This window comes from Clostridium amylolyticum, assembly GCF_900142075.1.
Lineage (GTDB): Bacteria > Bacillota > Clostridia > Clostridiales > Clostridiaceae > Clostridium_AA > Clostridium_AA amylolyticum.
Window position 1 is genome coordinate 124,138 of record NZ_FQZO01000008.1, and the last position, 14,382, is coordinate 138,519.

At 30.7% G+C, this 14,382-nt stretch carries 17 protein-coding genes; 7 read left to right on the forward strand and 10 right to left on the reverse strand.

What is annotated here, in order from left to right; genetic code table 11:
* Window positions 1-4: 4 nt before the first annotated feature.
* On the reverse strand, window positions 5-745 hold the full coding sequence (chbG, locus tag BUA82_RS16660; RefSeq protein ID WP_073010918.1) for a chitin disaccharide deacetylase: 741 nt from the start codon (window positions 743-745) through the stop codon (window positions 5-7).
* Between the two features lie 25 nt (window positions 746-770).
* On the reverse strand, window positions 771-2,093 hold the full coding sequence (locus BUA82_RS16665; protein ID WP_073010922.1) for a 6-phospho-alpha-glucosidase: 1,323 nt from the start codon (window positions 2,091-2,093) through the stop codon (window positions 771-773).
* Between the two features lie 236 nt (window positions 2,094-2,329).
* On the opposite strand from BUA82_RS16665, the gene BUA82_RS16670 reads away from it, so the two are divergent.
* On the forward strand, window positions 2,330-3,043 hold the full coding sequence (locus tag BUA82_RS16670) for a GntR family transcriptional regulator (protein WP_073010924.1): 714 nt from the start codon (window positions 2,330-2,332) through the stop codon (window positions 3,041-3,043).
* 124 nt (window positions 3,044-3,167) lie between these two features.
* Window positions 3,168-3,548 carry a hypothetical protein gene (locus tag BUA82_RS20800; protein WP_073010927.1) on the forward strand — a complete coding sequence of 127 codons (381 nt, stop codon included), beginning with the start codon at window positions 3,168-3,170 and terminating at the stop codon, window positions 3,546-3,548.
* 227 nt (window positions 3,549-3,775) lie between these two features.
* On the opposite strand, the gene BUA82_RS16680 is transcribed toward BUA82_RS20800, so the two are convergent.
* From BUA82_RS16680 to BUA82_RS16695, 4 genes are all read right to left on the reverse strand, one after another.
* Complete coding sequence (locus tag BUA82_RS16680) at window positions 3,776-4,306, reverse strand: flavodoxin domain-containing protein (RefSeq protein ID WP_073010930.1); 531 nt, start codon at window positions 4,304-4,306, stop codon at window positions 3,776-3,778.
* Between the two features lie 142 nt (window positions 4,307-4,448).
* Window positions 4,449-5,189, reverse strand: a complete 741-nt coding sequence (chbG, locus tag BUA82_RS16685; RefSeq protein ID WP_073010933.1) for a chitin disaccharide deacetylase — start codon at window positions 5,187-5,189, stop codon at window positions 4,449-4,451.
* Between the two features lie 103 nt (window positions 5,190-5,292).
* Window positions 5,293-6,225, reverse strand: a complete 933-nt coding sequence (locus BUA82_RS16690) for a hypothetical protein (protein WP_073010936.1) — start codon at window positions 6,223-6,225, stop codon at window positions 5,293-5,295.
* A 133-nt stretch (window positions 6,226-6,358) separates the two neighbouring features.
* A complete protein-coding gene (locus BUA82_RS16695) occupies window positions 6,359-6,640 on the reverse strand; it encodes a hypothetical protein (RefSeq protein WP_073010941.1) in 282 nt (93 codons plus the stop codon).
* A gap of 413 nt (window positions 6,641-7,053) precedes the next feature.
* Between BUA82_RS16695 and BUA82_RS16700 the strand changes: the two genes are divergently transcribed.
* Window positions 7,054-7,899: a GNAT family N-acetyltransferase gene (locus tag BUA82_RS16700; RefSeq protein WP_073010944.1), complete on the forward strand. Its 846-nt coding sequence runs from the start codon at window positions 7,054-7,056 to the stop codon at window positions 7,897-7,899.
* A gap of 90 nt (window positions 7,900-7,989) precedes the next feature.
* On the opposite strand, the gene BUA82_RS16705 is transcribed toward BUA82_RS16700, so the two are convergent.
* From BUA82_RS16705 to BUA82_RS16715, 3 genes are all read right to left on the reverse strand, one after another.
* Window positions 7,990-8,601, reverse strand: a complete 612-nt coding sequence (locus BUA82_RS16705; RefSeq protein WP_073010947.1) for a class I SAM-dependent methyltransferase — start codon at window positions 8,599-8,601, stop codon at window positions 7,990-7,992.
* 327 nt (window positions 8,602-8,928) lie between these two features.
* Complete coding sequence (locus tag BUA82_RS16710) at window positions 8,929-9,324, reverse strand: ribosomal maturation YjgA family protein (RefSeq protein WP_073010950.1); 396 nt, start codon at window positions 9,322-9,324, stop codon at window positions 8,929-8,931.
* A 46-nt stretch (window positions 9,325-9,370) separates the two neighbouring features.
* Complete coding sequence (locus BUA82_RS16715; RefSeq protein ID WP_073010953.1) at window positions 9,371-9,799, reverse strand: GNAT family N-acetyltransferase; 429 nt, start codon at window positions 9,797-9,799, stop codon at window positions 9,371-9,373.
* Window positions 9,800-10,070: 271 nt separating this feature from the next.
* Here BUA82_RS16715 and BUA82_RS16720 point away from each other — a divergent pair, with 271 nt between their 5' ends.
* From BUA82_RS16720 to BUA82_RS16735, 4 genes are all read left to right on the forward strand, one after another.
* Entirely contained in the window at window positions 10,071-10,538 is a 468-nt protein-coding gene (locus tag BUA82_RS16720; protein WP_073010956.1) for a VOC family protein, read from the forward strand.
* Between the two features lie 187 nt (window positions 10,539-10,725).
* Window positions 10,726-11,487 (forward strand): threonine/serine exporter family protein, encoded by a 762-nt coding sequence (locus BUA82_RS16725; protein ID WP_073011075.1) that lies wholly within the window; start codon window positions 10,726-10,728, stop codon window positions 11,485-11,487.
* Window positions 11,481-11,936 carry a threonine/serine exporter family protein gene (locus BUA82_RS16730; protein ID WP_073010959.1) on the forward strand — a complete coding sequence of 152 codons (456 nt, stop codon included), beginning with the start codon at window positions 11,481-11,483 and terminating at the stop codon, window positions 11,934-11,936. The genes BUA82_RS16725 and BUA82_RS16730 overlap by 7 nt, the downstream gene beginning before the upstream one ends.
* A 3-nt stretch (window positions 11,937-11,939) precedes the next feature.
* A complete protein-coding gene (locus BUA82_RS16735) occupies window positions 11,940-12,473 on the forward strand; it encodes a hypothetical protein (protein ID WP_073010962.1) in 534 nt (177 codons plus the stop codon).
* A 66-nt stretch (window positions 12,474-12,539) separates the two neighbouring features.
* Here BUA82_RS16735 and BUA82_RS16740 read toward each other — a convergent pair whose 3' ends face one another.
* Window positions 12,540-14,033 carry a WD40/YVTN/BNR-like repeat-containing protein gene (locus BUA82_RS16740; protein WP_073011078.1) on the reverse strand — a complete coding sequence of 498 codons (1,494 nt, stop codon included), beginning with the start codon at window positions 14,031-14,033 and terminating at the stop codon, window positions 12,540-12,542.
* Between the last annotated feature and the right edge of the window lie 349 nt (window positions 14,034-14,382).

The window sequence follows — 14,382 nt, forward strand, 5'->3', positions numbered from 1 at the left end:
CCAATTATAAATCTCTATAAGATATTAATTTAATATTTTTACTCCCTTTTATATCCTCATTTATTCTTTTGTCTGTAAGTATTTCTAGTTCTTCCAACCTAGGAAAAACAAAAGAAGAGCTCTTTAAAAGAAACTGGTCAACATAAGCCGGATGACACATAATCTCAACGGTTTCATAGTCTTTAAAGCTATTTTCTAGGTTTATAACGTTTACTATAGCTTCATTCAATTCACCCCCAAAGAAATCAGTAGATTTAAATTCTTTGGAGATGTCATACACTTCTTTTTTAATATTATTTCTTATAGGAAGGTTATACTCCTTTGCAAGCTTTAAAAACACATTATAAATGTTTCCAAAAGAATTTATATGATGATGACTGTCTAAATGTGTTGGAATTAATCCAAAGGATAAAAACTTCTCTATTTGAGCCTTCCACTCCTTATATACTTCTTGTAAATCCACCTGAAAATCCTGCTCATAAAAACTAAGCTTTTTAAAGTCTCCACTTTCACTTATTATTGTTTTATGACCTTGTATTAATGGTCTTCCACAGGTTAACACCAGGTGTACTCCTACACCAAGGGTATCATTTTCTTTTGCAAGCTTTACTGCATGTTCTGCTCCTGGCATATTAGTCATAAGGGTAGTGGAGGTAAGGATACCCATTTTGTGGGCATCCATTATTCCATAATTTACTGCTCTTGAATAGCCAAAATCATCTGCGTTAATTATTAGCTTTAGCACACTTCTCCTCCTCTCTTTAATATTTTTATAATTCAGGCCAATAGCCTTTATTAGCTTCTATTAGTTCATTTAATATAGTTTTAGCAACTTCAGTATCAATTACTGTTCTATTTAAAGCCAATGCTTGTACTAGTTTTTTATAATCCTTTTCGAAATAAGCATCTACCACTAGCATTTCATAAGCAAGCTGGTTTTCTATTAAACCTTTATAGAAAGTAGGAATCTTTCCCACAGCAAAAGGCTTTATACCATTTTTAGTAAGCATTGCAGGGACTTCTACCATAGCCTCCTCAGGAATGTTTGATATTATTCCATTATTTTTTACCATTACTATATAAATATCTCCATTATTATAAGCTAAAGAAGCTGCCGCCCTTACCATATATACTCCATGTATATCTGATTTTAAATGAATATCCCCAGTAGAATCGGCTTCAATTATTTTGTCGCATAAATCCATTACACGTTTTTCACGGCCATTTATAACCTGCATTGCTCTTACATTGTTAGCATCCTCTTTTTTAACTATGGCTTTAGGATATAAATAATACTGCAAATAAGTATTTGGAAGATAATCTGGATAGTCAATAAGCATTTTTCTTGCTTGTTCAAAGGTTTTAATCCAAGATTGATCCTCTGATATTTCTGAATCTTGAGGAGTAAAGCCTTCCTCTATTATCTTTCTTTTTAATTCTTCAGTATGATCATTCCCTTCTTTATCATAAATTTTGGTAAACCATCCAAAATGATTAAGACCAAAATATTCAGGAACCAAGTCCCAAACTTCCTTACCCAATATACCTGCATAACTTATCATTATGGCCGCTGGCATATCGCAGATGTTTAATAATCTTTTATCTTCTGGAAATTCTCTTTTTAAAGCTTCAGCAACTATGGCAGCTGGGTTTGTATAATTAAGAATCCAAGCATCCTTAGAATATCTTCTTATATCACAAACAATTTCAATCATATCTTTTATAGACCTTAAGCCATATGCCATACCTCCTGGGCCACAAGTTTCTTGTCCCACAACATTGTTCATAAGAGGTATTCTCTCGTCATTTACTCTCATTGGAAGGCCGCCAGTTCTAATTTGAATAAAGGCAAAATCTATGTTCGTGTAGGCCTCTTCTTTATTAGTAGTGTATTTAAATTCTTCTAACTCAGGATAGTGCTCTCTAAGAATTATTTCAGCAGCCTTAGCATTTTTTTCTTGTCGTCTTTCATCAATATCATAAAAAGTTATACTTTTTAAAGGAAAGTTATTCTTTTCCTCTATTAAACTCATTATCATGCCTATAGTATAGGTGCTGCCACTTCCTACAATTACCAATCTTTTTTTATCCATGTTCTCCTCCTTTAAGTTGTATAAAGTTGTATTACTAAGATAATACGATTATAATACATATTTATACAAGTAGTCAACATGTAAATGTTTAAATTAATATAAGTCTCATGATATATAAATAATAGATTAAATATATTATATAATCATGATATAATTTATTAAGACAACTATATTGTATTTGTATATATTTGTTTTCCCTTTACAATTGATTGATTAACATCCTTAGGAGGCAAGCTATGAGTAAAAGTTCACCCTTATATAAAAATATTGCAAATAAAATAAAAGAAGAGATTATAAACCTAAATATTAATAACGATGAAGCTATACCTTCAGAAACTAAGCTGGCAGAAAAGTTTGATGTTAGCAGAGTAACCGTACGACAAGCTATAGACTTATTAGTAAAGGAGAATATCCTATACAAGGTTCAAGGAAGTGGTACTTATGTAAAAACCAACAAAATTGAGCATCATATCTATAAGTTACAGAGTTTTTATGAAGAAATGAAAGAACTAAACAAAAAACCATTTACAAAGGTTATTGATTTTATGGTGATATCTCCAGAAGAAAACATAGCAAGTATACTGAAAATTGATAAAAATGAAAAAGTATTTTTTATAAGAAGGTTAAGATATGCAGACGATGAGCTTTTAGTTTTAGAGGAAACCTATCTTCCAGTAAAACTTTTTCCAGATTTGACCTACGAAGTTATGTCCAAATCAAAGTATGACTATATAGAGAAGAAAGGGTACAAAATAAAAGAAAACTTTCAAGAAATTATTCCCACCCTTCCAGATGAGGAAACTAAAAAATTATTGGAACTAAAAAAGCCCATTCCCATTCTAAATATAAATGTTTGGGCCACTTTAGATAGCGGCTCCGTTTTTGAGTATACAAAACTTTATTTTAGAAGTGACAGATATACCTTTAAACTCTACACTATTAGGGAATAGGCACTGGATATGTTAACAGTGCCCTATTTATATGGAATAAATTAAATTTATATTAAGGGTATGTAACAATTCACTTTATTAAAAATATTATGATAAAGAGCTTAAAAATTAAGGAGATTACTTAATGAGTAATTATAGAAATTATGCATATCCTGATATGATACCTTGGTGTCCATACGCTGCACAATGTCCATTTAGAACCCTTTGCACACAAGGAACAGAAGAATTTCAAAGGCAACAACAAGGGCCACCAAAAGCACCTCCACCCAGCTTTACTCCTCAGTTATCAGATGTACCAGAGGCAAGCTTGCTAGCAGTGGATCCTGGAGCTATAAGCCCTTGCGTAAATAGGTTTTCCTATATTTGGTTGAAAAATGGTCAATCCTTCTGGGCATATCTTGTGTATGTAGGAAGAACATCCGCTTCTGGATGGAGATATCAAGGTGGAAGATGGATATATTTTGGCATTGATTTAAAAGAAATTAAAAGTTTTACTTGTTATTAATAATATTATATCCTCATAAATTTACATTGAAATTAATTAGACAATAAGAACTAATATACATGGTATTTTTCATATATTGAGCACTATAGGTGAATAACTCCACCTATAATTTTTTAGGCTATGCTTCAACATTGTATTGAAACATAGCCAATATTTATTTGCTATTTTAGAATTTTCACATACATGGGTTATTACTACATGCTGCTCATAGCTAACACTTCTATGATCTACTTATTTTCTCTAGCTATCCAAGCTATTAACTCTTCAATATTTTTCTTTCTTGTAAAATCTATTGGATTTTCATAGGCTGCTAGCATTCCTCTATCGTCAAGGGTTAGTTCCTTTTTCTTTTTTAATTGCCATTTTAATAAACTCATTAAAAATTTATCAAAAACATTAAGTTTAGTATAATCAAAGCCTCCCCTTAAGTAAAAGAAAGCTAGCTGTTCCTGTTGTTCTTTAGTAAAGTTTCTGTCTCTTACTTCATTTATGGGTTCTTCTCTTGAAGGTGATGCTCCAGTGGCAAATACTGCTATTTTTTTATCTTTAAGCTTGTCTAGGTTTTTCAATATGAATTTTACTCCAAGGATACCTGAGGCATATAGGGATCCTCCGTAAACTATGGTGTCATAATCCTCTAGCATATTTATATCAGCCTTTGAGACATCAAAAATATCTCCATGCAGTTCCTCTGCAATCCACTCAGCATATTTCTTTGTAAAGCCTGTCTTTGACTTGTATATTACTACTGCTTTCATTTTATCCCTCCTTAAGAGCTTTTGACCCCAATGAATTTCTAACCATAATAAATTGTTTCATCTATACCTCTTGAGAACCATTAAAATTATGGACAAACTTCCTCAATAAAGATTATATTATGAATTTATTGAACTTATAAAATTACAGCTCCCTATAGGATACCAATTTTATATTTTCGCTAGATTTTATATCCTCATTTACTTTTTTATCTATAAGCATCTCAAGCTCCACTAATCTAAGGTGAGTGAAGGAAGAGCTGTTTAGTAGAAAATTATCTAAATATCCTGGATGACACATGATTTCAACGGATTCATAAGCTTTAAAGTTTTTTTCTATATATATAATATTCACCATCTCTTTATTTAATTCTCCGGCGAAGAAATTTGTGCATTTAAAGTCTTTAGAAATATCATATACCTGTTTTTTTATATTATTTCTTACAGGAAGGTTGTATTCTTTAGCCAGCTTTAAAAACACTTCATATAGGTTACCGAAGGAATTTATATGGTGGTGACTATCTAAATGAGTGGGAACTAGTCCTAAAGATAAAAACCTTTCTATTTGAGCTTTCCACTCCTTATAAACTTCTTCTAAGTCCACTTGAAAATCATCTTTATAAAAATTAACCTTCTTAAAATCACCCTTTTCATTTACTATGGTTTTATGGTCTTTTAATAAAGGCTTCCCACAGGTTAATACTAAATGCACTCCAACCCCTAGAGAAGGATTTTCTTTAGCAAGTTTTGCTGCATGCTCTGCTCCTGGCATATTGGTCATCAAGGTGGCAGAAGTTAAAATCCCTAATTTATGAGCATCTAAAATCCCATAATTAACTGCCCTGCTATACCCAAAATCATCTGCATTAATTATAAGCTTTATCATTATTGTTTCCTCCCATTGCTTCTTCCTAATAGTACTAAGTACTTGTTTAATTTTAGTCTCCAATAGCTTTTTTCTGTTATACACAGATTAAATTTCACACTGATTAAATTTCTTCTATCCTATTAAAGTTTTTTAACAACTTAACATTATCTATCACTGCATTTGCCTTCCACCAGTTTTCACTAATAGCAAATTCATGTTCATATATCCCCCAGTTCCAAGGAATGTTCCAAACACCCTCTTCATTTATGGATGCTATAATTATGTCTAACTCTGCATCTACAAGCTTTGCATTCTTTTCATAATAAGGGCTTTCCGGTGATTGAATAAACCTAGAAGGTGTGGCACAATACTGGTTTTTCCAATTTTCTATATCCTTTTCTATGATATGCTCAACATTTTCCTTAAGCTTTGATATAAACTCCTGGTAATTTTCAATATTGCTGTTATACTTTTCAATGCATTCTGCTAAACGCAGATAGCAGCTTAACTCATGCATGTTATCACATAAAGAATTAGATAAATATACATCTATGGCTTGTGTCGCTAAGTTTAAAGCCTTATTATACATTTCACTTTCTTCTGTTTCATAAAACAAAATAAACCCTGCTAAAGCTGCAGTAGGATTGTATCCCCAAACAGCCTTTTCCTCATCAGTAAAAGTCCACCAAGGGGCATGAGGATAATCATTATTGGAAGGTATTTGAGCTAACCAGTATTTACCGGTAAAATCTTTGCCATTCTTTAGATAAGATAATATTCCCTTTACAATAGGATTATTAGCTTCTCCATCAATTTCATAAATTATCTCCAAGGCTCTCCAAGTTTGGATAGGAGATGAATTAGGATTCCAGCAGTCTGCCTCTAAAGCATGACCAAACCCGCCATCCTCATTTTGGTATACAGCTAGCGCCTTAAAAATGTTTTCTTTGCTCCCCTGTTCAAAATGATACTGCCATCTTGCCAAATCTATAGGCCTAGCATTTCTGTACATCCAATTTCTTATTTCATTGTAATTTGATATTTTTAGCTTCATAAGTTTTCTTTACCCCCAATAATCCTAATAGTATTTTAAAAAGTTTTATCAAGTGATTCTAGCTTCAGATGAAGTTTGTAGATTTACGCTTTTTCTTTAATAAACACTTCACGTATAATTGAAATAAAGAGATCTATTTAGTCTTTATCTTTCTTCTCTTAACTAGCTCAACTAGATAATTTAATGTTAAATATACTATTAATATATCTAGTACAAGCATCAGCCCATTGATATATATTCTTGAAATTAAAATTTCATTAGGTTTTATGGGCTCAGGTAGATTATATAGAGTTGCAAAAGAAAAGGGATAACCAAATTTAAATTGAAAACCATCTGAAAATGAATATGGAAGAAAAAGTATAGTTGCAATAGTTAATATGGATGAAATACTTAATAAACCTTTATTAAACTTCATAGATCCTCCTCCAATAAATTACATTTTAGCTAGTCTCTAGTATCCGTCTAATTATAGTATACTCTGCATTGGTTATTATTGTAAACAAAAGAAAGGCTTTATGTTGGCAGACAAACTTGTGACATTAAGTTTATTAGAACCTATGCATCTTGCTTTTTCATAGACTCAATAACCTATAAGGTAATAAGTATATTTAAAACTTCAAAATAAAAAACATTCCTTGTAAATCATTATATTTTATGTTAATTTTATGAATATACGGGCATTGTTTCTAAAAAATAACTATAACGTTATATTATAATTATAGTTTCCGCAATAACCATTAGAAAATATTGGTATCGCATTTTTACATGAGATACAATAATAGTGAATACTTGTTAAAAAGTACGTAATAATAAAAGGGGATGTCTTTTATGGGAGAATTAAAAAACAGTGAATATAATAATGTTACTCAGTTATTAAATCAGGAAAAAGTGCATTGTACTTTTGCATATGCAGTAATAGAAGGAAAGCAACCAGGTAGAATTTATGTAGATAACCATAGAGATCCTAAAAGTTGTTTAATAACTTGCAGAAGCGGGAAATATCTAGTTGCTGGAAAGACAAGCAATGCTAGTTTTAATGAATTTATATCAGATTTTTTATATAATAGAAAAAATCATAGCTGTTATTTTGACATTTATAGTTCTTCACGTGATTGGATTACCAAGTTGGACGAGATACTTAGTGATAATGCTGCTAAATTGAGTAGACAATTATTTATATGGGACTATTCAAACCTATCATCAACCTCAATGTGTAGCCAAAGTATGCCCGAAGGATTTGAATTAAAAAAAATGGATTCTGTTTTATTTGAAAAATACGTAAGAGAGATAGATTCATCGTATAATAATTTATGGGAAACTCCTAACAACTTTATTTCAAATGGTTTTGGTTTTTGTATATTAAAAGATAATGAATTTGTTAGTGTTTGCAATACATATTACGTAAGGCACGGATTTGCAGAAATAGATATTGTAACAAAAGATGAGTTTAGAAGACAAGGGTTTGCTTTAATAACCTGTTCAGAGTTTATAAAATATTGTGTAAGTAATAACATTAAACCTATATGGGATTGTGATAATGGAAATGAAAACTCTAAAAACTTAGCAATTAAACTAGGATTTAAGAGTGTAGAAACTTATCAAATGCATTGGTGGCATGAAAATAAACAATTTGTTGATAGCTATTTAAAAAAATTTAAGTATGATAATGATTAACTTTATATTATCACCCTTATCCACTTTTGATAGACACAATAAACTATTTCTATGCAAAGGTGAATAAGGGTAATCTCTATGAAAATCTCATTATTTTCTTGCTACCATCAAGAAAAGCGAATAATTAACATTATTGCCTTCTACAACTTTTATATCCTGGTAGAAGGTTTTAGATTCAACCTTACGAAAGCCAGCATCTTCTAAGACTTTCTTTAATTTTTCTTGCTTAAAACCATTATGTCCATGAAAATCATGGTGATCTCCATGAAAACTACCGTCCTCTTCATTTAGATCCACTATGCACAAGTATCCGTCATAATTGAGCAGTTCATAAAATTTTTTTACTATCCCTTTAATATCCTCAATGTGGTGCAATGCCATGGAGTTATAAATAACATCAAAGCTTTCATCCATGGAATCTCCATTACATAAATCTAAATGCTTTCCAATCATATTATGTATCTTGTGCTCTTTAATTTTTGAGTTAAGAACATCAATCATACCTTTAGAAGAATCAATAAGGGTGATTTTTTTAAATTTGTCATATATATTAAAGCTCACAAGTCCGGTTCCACAGCCAAATTCCATGGCAGAATAGTTTTTATCTATTTCAATGGAATTAATTATTTCCTGTGCTACTACCTTTGCTCTTTTAACCTTTTTATCAGTATCCCAATTTTTTGCTTCTTCATCAAAATTCATTTTGATTTACCTCCTCAAAATAGCGTTTTCCTATATTTTGTACTTAATATTACCATTTTCTCATATTCTTAACTTAATAATATCACAAAATAAAAAAGATAATTAGAAAAAACAGTGTTGAATACTTTAACTCAACACTGTCTCTCATTTAAATTGAATTACTTAAAGTATTTTAACAAATCCTCTAAATCCTCAATTTCAAATATGTCGGTAGCTATAACATCAATGCTTGCTTCATCAAGCTTCATCTCTTATCATTCTCCCAATTTCAGTCATAGATATCATCTCCTTAAATTTAACTTTTGATAAGTCATCTCCAAATATATTTTACTGATTTCTAATTATCTCATATATAACTTCCAGAATCACACCTACAGCAATGCCTATAGCATAAGCTATAAGATCGCTCCATAGAAACCCATATCCTAAAACTAAGCCTCCTAAAGTAGTTTTTCTTATGCTGTCTATCCAAGGAGCATGATACAATTGGCTTATTTCAATAAGATAGCAAAAAGCTATAGCCATTAATGCAATCTTCTTTGTTTTCATATATCTAAAGATAAACCCAAACCCAACAAAAATCATTAATGCCCATAGAGCATCCCCTAAATATGCATTTAAAATTTCTGGTATTGCATAGGCCATTTTTCTTGATAATAATCCTAAAGTGATTACAATTATTATCATAAGGCCGTACAATAATCTGTTACGTTTATAAAACATAATTACACCTCGTTGTTATTAAAAAAAGAGACAATGGATCATGGTTTTAATTTTCATTATTGAGACTTAAATTATAATAATTTAAATCCTCTCTTCTTTCCCATCCTGTAGAACTCCAAAATCCGTTTCCAATTTCATTATTACTAAATACAACTAATGCAGCTTTATTTATTCCTTCCTGCTTTAAAGTCTCCATAACTTTATCTACTAGCTTTTTTCCAATACCTTTACCTCTATATTTCTCATCCACTGCAGTATGATAAATATATGCTCTTCTACCATCATGTCCACACAATATAACTCCCACCATTTTACAATTATCCATAGCTATAAAATTAGTTGTAGGATTTCTTTTTAAAAATTTACTAATTCCTTCTTTAGAATCATCTAAATTTCTCATTCCCATTCCTGCTGTAGAAGTCCATAACTTAAAAACCTCTTCATAGTTTGAAATTTTCATCTCTAATATTTCCATATAACTACCCTCTCTTATAATAAAATATGTAAAATAGTCTTGAAAGGTAATCTCTTGCATTTTATGTTATAAGAAGTTTTACATAGCATTATAAAATTTCCATTAGCTTTATTACAATTATACACTTAAATTACTATAATTATCAGCGGCCGTTAACAGTATGTAAAATATTCGATGTTTGGATTTATATACAGTATAATTAAACAGTAGAACGATAGTCATTAATAATGAATTAAGGATTGTTTATACAATCTTCGTTAGGAGGCGTGCAATGAAATTCTTAAATCCATTAATAGTTGTTACAAACATGGAAAAGGCAAAGAAATTTTACTATGAAGTGCTTGGGTTAGAAGTTATTGTTGATTTTGGTGCAAATGTAACTTTAACAGGTGGCGTCGCATTACAGACAAAAGATACTTGGTCTGCTTTTATTCACAAACAGGATAGTGAAATTATTTTTGGAGGAAATGCGGCAGAGTTATACTTTGAAGAAGATGATTTTGATGGTTTTATTAAAAAGATAAATGACATTGAAGACATTAACTATGTACATACTATTATAGAACATTCTTGGGGACAGCGTGTTGTTCGTTTCTATGACCCTGATAAGCATATTATTGAAGTAGGAGAAAATATCATTATGGTTGTTAGACGATTTTTAAATAGTGATCTATCAATTGAAGAAACTGCTATTAGAATGGATGTACCAGTTGATTATGTGAAATCTTGTCTAATATAATTTTTACAAACTTATGAATGTTCTCTTACCATATATTTTTCTTTTGATTGCGTTTTAGTCCATGATTTTGTCATAGCTTAATGTAAAAAAACTACTTATAATAGAAGTTGTATAATACGCATAAAGTATCCTATAAATAATTTGGATATATCAAATGAAAATAATTAAAAGGGATAAGGAGCATACTATGGATGCTGAACAAGTTCTAGAAATTGCACTTTCTGCAGGATATACGCTGGTAAGGAATGGTGCAGAGACTTACAGGGTGGAAGAAACCATTGAAAGAATATGTAAAGCCTATAATTTAAAATGCGAATGCATGGTCACAGGTAAAGGTGTATTTATTTCTGTGGTAGATGAAAAGGGTGAAAAGGTAACTTCTCTTAAGAAAATTAGGACAACCTGTGTGGATTTATATAGGATAGAACTTATTAATTCTTTTTCACGAAATCTACAAATCAATCCGCTTTCTTATGAAGAAGCTAAAAACATGTTAAAATCTATAGATGATGCTCCGTATTTCAGCTTTAAGGTAAGGCTTTTTGCCGCAAGCATGACCTCCTTTATCTATGCGTTATTTTTTAACGGGACAATCTATGATGCTATAATTTCAGCCTTTATAAGTATAAGTATTTACTATATGTTAGACAAAGTAACAAAGGTAGGGTTTTTTCAATTTTTCGAGTTTTTCTTCTCAGGAATTATTATAGGGGCTGTGAGCATAATGGCACAAAATTTATTACCCTTTGTAAATAAAGGCAATGTGATAATCGGCGCCATAATGATATTATTACCTGGAGTTGCCCTTACCAATGGCATTAAGGATGTTATTTATGGTGACTTCATGTCTGGTATGGCCAAGTTTGGCGAAGCAATGCTTATTATAACAGCTGTAGGAGCAGGTATTGGTACCGCATTATCTATTGGAATGGGTGTAGTATTATGGTAAAACAAATTGTGTTAGCATTTTTCGGAAGTATATTTCCTGCGATTTTATTTAACATTGATAGAAAGAAAATAATATGGGGTGGTTTCTGCGGAGCTATAGGGTGGACAGCCTATCTTGTAGTCTATAATCATATAAACAGCAACGTTATGGCATACTTCTCTGGAGCTTTTATAGTAGGTATATACAGCGAGTTTATGGCAAGAAAGCTAAAGACTCCTGCCGTAGAGTTTTCTATACCTGGAATATTCCCTTTAGTCCCTGGTATAACCGCCTATAAAACCATAAGCTACATAGTGGATCAAAACTATTCTTTAGCTTATTCTAAGGGCATGCAAACCATAGCTGCAGCTGGAGCTATCGGGTTCGGTATAATGCTCTCTTCCACAACTTTTAGATTTATATCTATGATAATAGAGTCAAGTAAAAATAATAAATATGAAAGAAGGTAAGATATGAAAAAGATTAAACTTATAATAATAAGTTCTATTATTATATCTATTTTACTTTTTATTTATTGCTTTATTCCAACTAGGCTCACAAATAAACAACAATTATCAAAAGATGATATTTCAATTAAAGTGCATCTTCAAGTAACTACTGGTCCTCTTTATTACTTAAAAGAGGATAAGGAGAAGCTTTGGAACACAATAAAGGATAAATATCCAAATGCAAACCCTAAATATGTAGAGTTAATAGGAAATACTCCTAATAAATTTGTAAATGACCCAGTATTCCTTGGAGATTTTGTTGTTTATGGTCATGTATCTGAAACATATTTTGACTCAGCTGAAGGTGAGGTTCCTATTTTTCATGTTGTTTACTCTGATGCAAAATTGGCTCCTTTTTTTATAGATAACTCTCAGCTAGGAACTTTTGCATTTAGATTTGTATTGATATTCCCAAAAATTTTTTTAACACTATTAGTATTATTAATTTGTGTAATAGTATTTGAGCATAAAAATAAAAGACGTATTTCTAAAAATTAAACTATAAGTTTTTAATTTGTGAGTTTTAAATAAGTATTATTAAAGAGCTAGTTTAAACAACTAGCTCTATTTTTCAGCTTCCTTTATATATTTCCATGTGATTCCCTTATCTGTTGATTGGTATAAGGCTTTACTGCCTCCATTATGATCTCCATCAGCCCCTTGTCCAACTAAAACATTAAGGGTTCCATCTTTGTCGTAGGGCATTTCAGGGAAATCAAAAGGATTATACTTTTCACCACTGCTTAGTGATACTTTTACCTCTGGAAAATTCACCTCTTTATAAGATATCCCTCCATCCTCTGTTCGATATAATTGTCCTACACTTCCACCGCTATGAGATAAACATAAGAATCCGAGCTTATCGTTCACAAAAGTTATCCCCGCTGCAGATCCAAGCCTTCCTGAGAATGGATCTTCATTTATTGTTTTCCATGTTCCTCCACCATCAGTAGTTCGGGTTAATGCATAAGCTCTGCTTCCCAATGCAGCTCCTGTTACTTCCAAGCGATACCCAACTTCTTTTGAAAAATAAAATTCCTCTGCACTATTATTGGATGGCTTAGAGCTCTTTTTATCCTCTTGTGAAAACTTTTCAGTTTTAATATTATTTATATCCTCTGTTAAGTTGTATCTAGCAGGAGTAAATTTATTTTCTTTGCCGGGTACATACACAGAAACTGTATATCCTATTATTTCGGAATGGGCATTGACAGCTGAATTTGTATTTCCTTTTGAATCGATATAGACAATACCCTCTGTATTATATCCAAAACTTCGTTTACCAGAATAAAGAATTCCATAATGCTCGTTAGGCCATTTGCTCACTGTTTCCTTAAGGGGAATCACCTTCATTGTATTAATAAAGGGTTCAAAAAGTTTATCATCATTATAACTTGCATTGACATTTCCATTTAAATATATAGTTATCTTTTCCGACTTACTTCTGTTATAACTAATTAAATAGCTTTGTGAATCACCTTTATCATTTTTCCCATAAAGAAATGTATCAAAGGATGTGATTTTTCCACTAGAATCAAAATTAAGGCTAAAGTTATTTGAAACATATAGCTTTTCAGGCATATGGATTTTCTTATTGATATCCTTAAATATCCCTTCTATGCCACTATCATATATATTATTATTTTCAAGCTTTACAGTCCTTTTGCTTTTCAAATCATGTAATATCCATGATAGCTTTCCATTATAATTTATTGCACTATTATATATTTTAACTCCATAAACACTGGTTATAAGAACTATAATTAGTGCTATTGCACAATTCCATATAATTTTATAACGAGAATAAATCTCGTATCTATCTTCACTCTGCTGCGGTATAACTTTTGGCTTTTTCACAATTCTAATTATTTTAACTATAAACCAAGTCAAAAAGAATGACATGCATACCAATAGCACAGCTATATTGTTCTTGAATCGTCCAAATTTACATAAAGTATACAATTCATAAAACGAAAGCCAATACACTAATATAAATATTGACCATGACACCATGGATAAAATTAATTCTCTCTTTGTAATTTCCTTATACTTTCTCACTTTTTCTTCTACACTCCAACTCATTTAATTGATAAATAATTTTACTTGTTCGACCTCAAGGATTGCTTGTCCAATTTACTATTTGTAAGAAAACGCAAAAATTTCTCTTTCTTATACTTACATTATATCCAATTTCAAATCTTTGATAAGCCAAAAACTGATGAAAGTCCAAAATATAAATAATACAACTCAATTATTACTACTTTTTATAGCTTTCATCAATTTATTCATAATTATAATAAAGAATTGATATTTACATATTTTAATTCATTGATATTTTTATTAACAAGGGTTATCTTCTTATTATTTTCACAACAGTTAACTTAATATTAATCACTGTAATATTTTA

Bases quoted from the DNA above. Each gene is read 5' to 3' on its own strand.
- BUA82_RS16665 (WP_073010922.1), bottom strand. From the start codon at position 2,093: ATGGATAAAAAAAGATTGGTAATTGTAGGAAGTGGCAGCACCTATACT.
- BUA82_RS16670 (WP_073010924.1), top strand. From the start codon at position 2,330: ATGAGTAAAAGTTCACCCTTATATAAAAATATTGCAAATAAAATAAAA.
- BUA82_RS20800 (WP_073010927.1), top strand. From the start codon at position 3,168: ATGAGTAATTATAGAAATTATGCATATCCTGATATGATACCTTGGTGT.
- BUA82_RS16680 (WP_073010930.1), bottom strand. From the start codon at position 4,306: ATGAAAGCAGTAGTAATATACAAGTCAAAGACAGGCTTTACAAAGAAA.
- chbG (WP_073010933.1), bottom strand. From the start codon at position 5,189: ATGATAAAGCTTATAATTAATGCAGATGATTTTGGGTATAGCAGGGCA.
- BUA82_RS16690 (WP_073010936.1), bottom strand. From the start codon at position 6,225: ATGAAGCTAAAAATATCAAATTACAATGAAATAAGAAATTGGATGTAC.
- BUA82_RS16695 (WP_073010941.1), bottom strand. From the start codon at position 6,640: ATGAAGTTTAATAAAGGTTTATTAAGTATTTCATCCATATTAACTATT.
- BUA82_RS16700 (WP_073010944.1), top strand. From the start codon at position 7,054: ATGGGAGAATTAAAAAACAGTGAATATAATAATGTTACTCAGTTATTA.
- BUA82_RS16705 (WP_073010947.1), bottom strand. From the start codon at position 8,601: ATGAATTTTGATGAAGAAGCAAAAAATTGGGATACTGATAAAAAGGTT.
- BUA82_RS16710 (WP_073010950.1), bottom strand. From the start codon at position 9,324: ATGTTTTATAAACGTAACAGATTATTGTACGGCCTTATGATAATAATT.
- BUA82_RS16715 (WP_073010953.1), bottom strand. From the start codon at position 9,799: ATGGAAATATTAGAGATGAAAATTTCAAACTATGAAGAGGTTTTTAAG.
- BUA82_RS16720 (WP_073010956.1), top strand. From the start codon at position 10,071: ATGAAATTCTTAAATCCATTAATAGTTGTTACAAACATGGAAAAGGCA.
- BUA82_RS16725 (WP_073011075.1), top strand. From the start codon at position 10,726: ATGGATGCTGAACAAGTTCTAGAAATTGCACTTTCTGCAGGATATACG.
- BUA82_RS16730 (WP_073010959.1), top strand. From the start codon at position 11,481: ATGGTAAAACAAATTGTGTTAGCATTTTTCGGAAGTATATTTCCTGCG.
- BUA82_RS16735 (WP_073010962.1), top strand. From the start codon at position 11,940: ATGAAAAAGATTAAACTTATAATAATAAGTTCTATTATTATATCTATT.